The sequence below is a fragment of the Pseudomonas sp. SDO55104_S430 genome (assembly GCF_054070595.1).
Genome location: NZ_JBSVXG010000244.1, coordinates 1 through 7954 on the forward strand (window position 1 = coordinate 1; position 7954 = coordinate 7954).

Here is a 7954-nt window from a genome sequence, read left to right on the forward strand (position 1 = left end):
GACTGCGCAGCAGTCCCATTCTTTTGGGGCCGCTTCGCAGCCCAGCGGGGGCAAGCCCCCTCGCCACAAGTATGTGTTCGGCTTAACTGACTGGCCTTAGGGCAAGCCCTCACCACAGGTTCGCGCACCATCCAAATGAGTGGAATGGCGTTTTGTGCACGTATTAAGTGCAACCCATGCGTCTTCCGCCATGTTAGGCCCGGACGTAGATTTGCGGTAGCTCCAATCGGGAGCGGCCACAAAGAGGAACACCCATGGACTCCACCGCAACCGCCACAGCAGAGGGACAACGAATCCGGTCAGTCAGGTGGGCGCTGGTCAGCCTGTCGCTGTCGATGCTGCTGTCCTCCCTGGGCACCAGCATTGCAAACGTCGGCCTGCCGACACTGGCCCAGGTGTTCGACGCCTCCTTCCAGCAAGTGCAATGGATCGTCCTCGCCTACTTGCTGGCCATCACCACGCTGATCGTCAGCGTCGGCCGGCTGGGCGATCTGGTCGGTCGACGGCGGTTGCTGTTGTCCGGCATCGGCCTGTTCACCGTCGCATCGGCCCTGTGCGGGTTGTCGCCGAGCCTGGAACTGTTGATCGGCGCACGGGCGCTGCAAGGGTTGGGCGCGGCGATCATGATGGCGCTGACCCTGGCCTTCGTCGGCGAGACGGTACCCAAGGACAGGACCGGCAGCGCGATGGGACTGCTAGGCACCATGTCCGCTATCGGCACGGCGATGGGGCCGTCGCTGGGTGGCTTGCTGATCGGCGAGTTCGGCTGGCGGGGGATTTTCCTGATCACCGTGCCCTTGGGCCTGCTGACGTTGCTGCTCGCCCAGCGCTATTTGCCTGCCGATCAACATAAAGCAAAAAACACACAGGTGGCTTTCGACTCCTTGGGCACCCTGCTGCTGGCACTGACCCTCGCCGCCTACGCGCTGGCCATGACCCTTGGACGCGGGCAATTCGGCGTGCTCAATCTTGCGTTGATCCTGCTGGCGGGCGTTGGCGCCTGGGTGTTCGTGCGGGTTGAACAACGGGTCGCGGCGCCGTTGATCCGGCTCGCGATGTTCCGTGATCGGCAGCTCAGCACGAGTCTGATCATGAGCCTGTTGGTGGCCACGGTGATGATGGGCACGCTGGTGGTCGGGCCGTTCTATCTGACCCAGGCGCTGGGGTTGGGTGCGGTCGAGGCCGGGTTGGTGTTGTCGGTCGGGCCGTTGGTCGCCGCGCTGACCGGGGTGCCCGCGGGACGCATCGCCGATCGCTTCGGCGCCCGGCGCATGACCCTTGCCGGCTTGCTCGTGATCGCCCTTGGCTGCCTGCTGCTGGCGGTGTTACCGGCCAGCCTCGGTGTCGCCGGCTACATCGTGCCGATGGTGGTGATTACCCTGGGTTATGCGGTATTTCAGACGGCCAACAACACGCTGGTGATGGCGGATGTTCAGGCGCAGCAGCGAGGCGTGGTGTCGGGGTTGCTCAATCTGTCGCGCAACCTGGGGTTGATCACCGGGGCGTCGGCGTTGGGGGCGGTGTTTGCAGCCGCAGGTATGCGCGTGACCTTTGTCGTGGCGTTGGCGTTGATCGCCTTGGCCTGTTGTTGTGCCAGGCGACATTGATGTCGGATGTGCCGGCCTCTTCGCGGGCAAGCCCGCTCCCACAAATTCCGTGGTTCCCCGGGATCTTTGCTCCAACCACAGGACCTGTTTGAACGAGGCGTGTTTTTGTATGAGCACGTAGCCGGCGGCGGGCGAGATAAAGTGGATACGCCCGCAAAAATTATTTTCCGATTCGCTGATACCTTTTTCGCGCTCGTTCGGTGTGTAGAGGAATTCTCATTATCCTTTGCATCCACAGGCATGCCGCATGACTTCCAGTTCTCCGCAGTTGCGCTCCAGAATCCGCCTCCCCCTGAACCTGCTGAGCCTGGCCATCGCCCTGAGCGCCATGGCTCCGGTTCACAGTGCGTTGGCCGCCGACGTCAACCAGACCGAAGCCACCCGCAGCTACAACATCGGCGCCGGCTCCCTGGCCAGTGTACTGGCGCAATTCGCCGCGCAGTCGGGCGTGCTGCTGTCGTTCGACACCAACCTGCTCAACGACCAGCAAAGCACCGGCCTGCAAGGCAACTACAGCGTGCAGTCCGGTTTCGCCCGCCTGCTGCAGGGTAGCGGGTTCTCGCTGATCAACACCGGTGCCGACAGCTACACCGTGGCGCCGCAGGTCGACAGCGGCACGGCGCTGGAACTGGGCGCGACCACGGTCAACGGCATCGCCGAGAATGCCGACACCTACGAAGGCGGCCAGGTCGCCAAGACCGCGCGCCTCGGGGTGTTGGGCAATCGCAGCATCAATGACGTGCCGTTCAGCGTGGTCAGCTACACCGCCAATACCATCGAGGACCAGCAGGCGCGCACCGTGGGCGACGTGCTGCTCAACGATGCCTCGGTGCGCCAGTCGGCCGGCTTCGGCAACTTTTCCCAAGTGTTCACCATCCGTGGCCTGCCGCTGACGACCGACGACATCTCCTTCAACGGCCTGTACGGCGTGCTCCCCCGACAGATCATCACCACAGAGGCGCTGGAGCGAGTTGAACTGTTCAAAGGCCCGAACGCCTTCATCAACGGCGTGGCGCCGGGCGGCAGCGGCATTGGTGGCAGCGTCAACCTGGTGCCCAAGCGCGCCCAGGACACCCCGACCCGCAGCGTGACTCTGGATTACGCCAGCGACTCCCAGATCGGCGGGCATATCGATCTGGGCCAGCGTTTCGGTGAAGACAACCGCTTCGGCGCGCGGGTCAACCTCGCCAATCACGGTGGCGACACCGCCGTCGACGGCGAGTCCGAACACTCGCAGCTGATTGCCGTCGGCCTGGACTATCGCGGCGACCGCCTGCGTGTCTCCACCGATCTGGGCTACCAGAAACAGCGCATCAACAACGGCCGCTCCGTGGTTTACCCCAATGGCACCAAGGTCCCGCACGCCCCGTCGGCCAAGGACAACTACGCCCAGGACTGGACCTGGTCGGAGCTGGAAGACACCTACGGCATGGTCAACGCCGAGTACGACCTCAACGATAACTGGACGGCCTATGCCGGTGGCGGCGCCAAGCACACCCGGGAAAACGGCGAATATTCCTCGCTGTATGTCGGCAACGACGGCAGCGGCAAGGTCGGCTTTCTCTACTCGCCCCATGACGAAGACAACAAGAGCGCGATTGCCGGCTTGAACGGTCACTTCGACACCGGCCCGATCACCCACCAGATGAACTTCGGCCTGTCGGGCACCTGGGGCGAACAGCGCTCGGCGTTCGAGGCGATCCTGGTGGCCAACCGGGTCAACGGCAACCTGTACAACCCGGTGCAGGTGCCGCGCCCGACCAACACCTATTTCGGCAGCGACATCCACGACCCGCGCATCGTCGGCAAAAACCGCATCAAGAGTGCCGCCGTGTCCGACACCCTGGGCTTCATCGACGACCGCGTGCTGCTGACCCTCGGCGTGCGTCGCCAGACCATCGAAGTCGACGCCTGGAACACCACCAGCGGTGCGCGTAACGCCAACTACGAGGAGTCGATCACTACGCCGGTCTACGGTTTGGTGGTCAAGCCCTGGGAACACGTGTCGTTCTACGCCAACCGCATCGAAGGCCTGCAACAGGGTCCGACCGCACCCACCACCGGCGTGACCAACCCCGGCGAAGTCTTCGCTCCGAATCGCAGCAAGCAGACCGAGGCCGGGGTCAAGCTCGACTGGAACAGCTTCGGCGCGACTCTGGGTGTGTACCGCATCGAGATGCCCAACAACTCGACCTCGACTGTCCCGGGCAACCGCCTGGCAACCTTCAGCGTCGATGGCGAGCAGATCAACAAAGGTGTGGAACTGAACGTGTTCGGCGAACCGCTGGACGGCCTGCGGGTACTGGCCGGCGCGACCTGGATGGACACCGAACAGAAGAAAACCTCCAACGGCCTCAACGATGGTAATCGCGCCGCTGGCGTACCGCGCTTCCAGTACAACCTGGGGGCCGACTGGGATGTGCCGGGGATTCAGGGCGCCGCGCTCAACGGTCGTCTGTTGCGCACCGGTGGCGAATACGTCAACGCCGCCAACAGCTTGAGCATTCCGGCCTGGACTCGTGTGGATCTGGGTGCGCGTTATGGCTTCAAGGCGGACGACAAGTACATCACCCTGCGCGCCAATGTGGAGAACGTGGCGAACAAGGCGTATTGGTCTTCGGCTTCGACGGCGAACAACTACCTGACTCAGGGTGAGCCGCGGACGCTGAAGCTGTCCGCGACCGTGGATTTCTAAATCCAAACACCCCCTGTAGGAGCGAGGCTTGCCCGCGAATGCGTCAGGTCAGCCGACATCGATGTTGAATGTGCCGGCCTCTTCGCGGGCAAGCCTCGCTCCTACAAGGGTAAATACCTGGTATCCAGCGTTATCGTTCACCTCCATCGCGAGCAAGCTCGCTCCTACAGGTGACGGTGGGTTATTTGAGCTCGGCGGCGAGCAGTTTTACCAGCGCTGCAGCCGGCATTTCGCGAGCCAGTGGCGCGCCCTGCCCGGCCCATTGCACGGCGAATTCGGTGTTGGCCTTGTTGGCGGCTGCGGCGTTGAGTGCCTTGTTGGCGTCGTAGGCGATGGGATAGTCGGGCAGCGCCGGCGCGTTGGTTTCGAGGTCGATGTAGTTGCGGTTGACCATGCCACGGGCGGGACGGCCCGAGATCGCGCTGGTGACACGGGTCTGGTGCGCACGCGGGCCTTTGAGGGCTTCGCGGTAGGCCGGGTTGGCGGAGGATTCGGGGCACAGGATGAAGGCGGTGCCAAGTTGCGCGGCGCAGGCGCCCAGTTGCATGACTGCCTTGATGCCCGCGCCATCCATGATGCCGCCCGCCGCGATTACCGGCAGCTTGCAGGCATCGGTCAACACTCGGACCAGGGCGAAAGTGCCCATCTCGCTGTCCTGTTGCGGATCAAACAGACCGCGATGGCCCCCGGCTTCATAACCTTGCGCCACCAGTGCATGCACACCGGCACGCTCGGCTTGTTGCGCTTCGGCCAGATTGGTCACGCAAGCCAGCAGGACGATTCCCGCATTTTTCAACGCATCGATGCTCGACTGCGGCGGCAGGCCGAAATGGAAACTGACCACCGCCGGCCTTTCGTCCAGGAGCATTTCCAGCATGCCGAAGTCTTCGACGAACGAGGTGTAGATCTCGCGCAGGGCAGTAGGCGCAGGAGTTTCGAACTTGTCGAACAGAGGCGCGAGGAAATCCAGCCATTGCGCCTCTCGCTCGGCATCGGCCACAGCAGGCTCGTGGCAGAACAGGTTCACGTTGAAGGGCTTGTCGGTCAGCGCCGCGGTGTCGCGCAGCATGGCTCGCGCCTGTTCGACATTGCTCGCACCGATGCCGATTGAGCCGAGCCCGCCAGCATTGGAAACCGCTGCCGCAAGCTTGGGCGTGGAGACGCCGACCATGGGCGACTGGATGATCGGCAGTTCGATGTTCAACAGCGACAGCAGAGGATTGGACATGAGAACACCTGAACGAAATAGGTGAAAAAAGACTTAGAGCTCGCCGGTCAGAAACTGCGCCCGCCCACCGCCGAACGACCAATCGGCATCACTGTTTTCTACCAGCGAAACGATCAGGTCATCGGGGGACAAGTCACAAGCTGCTTCCAGCTTTTCGGCCAGCAACCGGTAGAAAGAGGTTTTCTGTTCCTGCGTGCGCGGTCGTGACACCACCGTCAGCAGCACCACCCGCGCCGAGCGCGTATAGCCGAGCCCGGTGTCGTGCAGGATGAGTTCTCCGGGCCGGTGTTGCGTGACGCTCTGATAACGGTCGCTGAAGGGCACCTCGAATGCCTGGACCATGGCCTGATGCGCCACATCCAGCAACGTGCGCAACTGTTCATCGGTACGGCCCTGGATGACGTCGAACTTGAGCAATGGCATGGCGCTTCACCTCTCAATAAATTGGGAGCGAAGAGCCCGCCCCCTGGGATAAAGGTCCGCGCGACAGCCCGCGCCGGCACGCTTTCCAACCCGAAGGCTTCAACATAGAGATGCCACACCATCATGTAAAATGATGATTAATGATCTTATAAATCACCTTTGATGAAATACGTCCCACTGTAGGAGCGAGCACGCTCGCGATGGTCGTCAACGATAACGCTGGCCGCCTGACACCCCGTGGTGTCCGGGCCTACATCGCGAGCATGCTCGCTCCTACAGGTTTAGCGGTGTTCGCTTCTGCAGGTAATTCGCCCGCTCACCCAATCGCCGCTGCCAGTCCGCACACAACCCCGGCGTCGCCGCCAGCGCAAACAGATCCTCGAGCACCGGCCTGTGGGCCAACTGTACCTGCCAGAATTCGTCGATGGAGAAACGCTCGGTATGCCGCTCCAGCAGTTCGATGCTGTCACCCGCCTCCAACGATCCCGGTTGCAGAATCCGGTAGTACCACCCGGTAATGCGTTCTTTGGCCACGAACATCGACATGCGCTCGGCATCGAAGCGATGGTTGATTTTCCAGCACGGGCTACGCGGTTGCGACACCTGCAACACCACGCTGCCGACCCGGAACACATCGCCAATGTGCACGTTGCACTCCGAAAGCCCGAACGCCGCGAGGTTCTCGCCAAGGCTGCCCGCCACCAGTTGCACGGCGCTGTTAGGGAAGGCTTCGGCCAGGCGCTGGTAATTCTGCGTGGCGTATTGGTGCACGGCTTTTTCCGGGCCGCCGTGAACCCGGGTATCCGCGTGCTGGTCGCCGACGATGCCATGCAACTCCACGCGAACCGGCCCGCCATGGCGCTGTTTGAAGATCCCCGTGCTCTGCCCCTCGGGCGGCAGCACGCCCAGGCCACCGGCGAAGACATGGTCGATTTTCGTGGTCAGGGTCATGGGACGAACGGCCTCGTTTGCAGGGTTTCAGCCACTTTACTCATCGGCATAAACCGCCGTAAAGTGATCGTTAAATATGTCCATAATCACTTTTAGAGATGGATGAGAATAAAAATGGAAATGCGCCAACTGAAGATTTTCTGCGCCGTGGCCGAGCTGGGCAGTTTCACCGCCGCGGCATTGCAGGTGAATACCGTGCAGTCCAACGTGACCATGCGCGTGAAAGAGCTGGAAGCCGAGCTCAATCGTGAGCTGTTCATTCGCAAGAAATCCGGGGTGATGTTGACGGCGGCGGGCGAAATTTTCCTGGGTTACGCGCGGCGCATCCTGCAGTTGACCGAAGAAAGCCGCAGCGCCCTGATGGACACCGGCAGCCCCGCTGGTCTGCTGCGCCTGGGCTCGATGGAAACCACCGCTGCCATCCGCCTGCCCCAGGTGCTGACCAAATACCGCGAGCAATATCCCGACGTGCAGTTGTCGCTGCAGACCGGCACCACCATCGAATTGATCAAGGCCATCGAGAGCCATCGGCTCGACGGTGCCTTTGTCGGTGGCTTTCATCAGAACTCGGCGCTTTTTCAGGAGGAGGTTTTCAACGAGGAACTGGTGTTGGTCAGCAGCAACCAGTTCGAGTCCCTGGAAGCGCTGATGGAGAAAATGCCGCAGCAGACGGTGCTGGTGTTCCGCACCGGGTGCTTCTATCGCTCGACGCTGGAGAACTGGTTCTATCAGGTGGGGCTGGTGCCGAACCAGATCATGGAACTGGGCACTCTCGACGGCATCCTGTCGTGCGTCGCGGCGGGCATGGGCGTGACCCTGCTGCCCCGGGCCATCGCCGAAAACTGCAGCGTGCGCCACGGCATCCGCTGGCACAGCCTGCCCCCGGAATTCGCCAACGTCTCCACCGTTTTCATCCGCCGCAACGACTCGATGATCACCTCGGCGATGAGTGCGTTCATTGGGTTGGCGCAGCAGCAGGTGGCTTCCAACCCATGACCCCTGTGGGAGCGGGCTTGCTCGCGAATGCGGTGTGTCAGTCGACATCAATGG

The 7954-nt window shown here is 62.3% G+C and carries 6 protein-coding genes; 3 read left to right on the plus strand and 3 right to left on the minus strand.

The genetic code is table 11. The features are described 5' to 3' along the window. The first annotated feature begins 254 nt into the window (after positions 1–254). A complete protein-coding gene (locus tag ACW9JE_RS26295; protein ID WP_457434397.1) occupies positions 255–1607 on the plus strand; it encodes an MFS transporter in 1353 nt (450 codons plus the stop codon). A 247-nt stretch (positions 1608–1854) separates the two neighbouring features. After that, the gene (locus tag ACW9JE_RS26300) at positions 1855–4302 is read left to right on the plus strand and encodes a TonB-dependent siderophore receptor (RefSeq protein ID WP_457434398.1); all 2448 of its coding nucleotides are present in this window, start codon (positions 1855–1857) and stop codon (positions 4300–4302) included. A 181-nt stretch (positions 4303–4483) separates the two neighbouring features. Here ACW9JE_RS26300 and ACW9JE_RS26305 read toward each other — a convergent pair whose 3' ends face one another. From ACW9JE_RS26305 to ACW9JE_RS26315, 3 genes are all read right to left on the minus strand, one after another. Beyond that, positions 4484–5530, minus strand: coding sequence for an NAD(P)H-dependent flavin oxidoreductase (locus ACW9JE_RS26305; RefSeq protein ID WP_457434399.1), 1047 nt, complete (start codon positions 5528–5530; stop codon positions 4484–4486). Positions 5531–5563: 33 nt separating this feature from the next. Beyond that, positions 5564–5953, minus strand: coding sequence for a tautomerase family protein (locus ACW9JE_RS26310; RefSeq protein ID WP_457434400.1), 390 nt, complete (start codon positions 5951–5953; stop codon positions 5564–5566). 273 nt (positions 5954–6226) lie between these two features. Continuing rightward, entirely contained in the window at positions 6227–6904 is a 678-nt protein-coding gene (locus ACW9JE_RS26315) for an MOSC domain-containing protein (RefSeq protein ID WP_457434401.1), read from the minus strand. 114 nt (positions 6905–7018) lie between these two features. Here ACW9JE_RS26315 and ACW9JE_RS26320 point away from each other — a divergent pair, with 114 nt between their 5' ends. After that, the gene (locus tag ACW9JE_RS26320) at positions 7019–7900 is read left to right on the plus strand and encodes a LysR substrate-binding domain-containing protein (protein ID WP_457434402.1); all 882 of its coding nucleotides are present in this window, start codon (positions 7019–7021) and stop codon (positions 7898–7900) included. Positions 7901–7954: the final 54 nt, after the last annotated feature.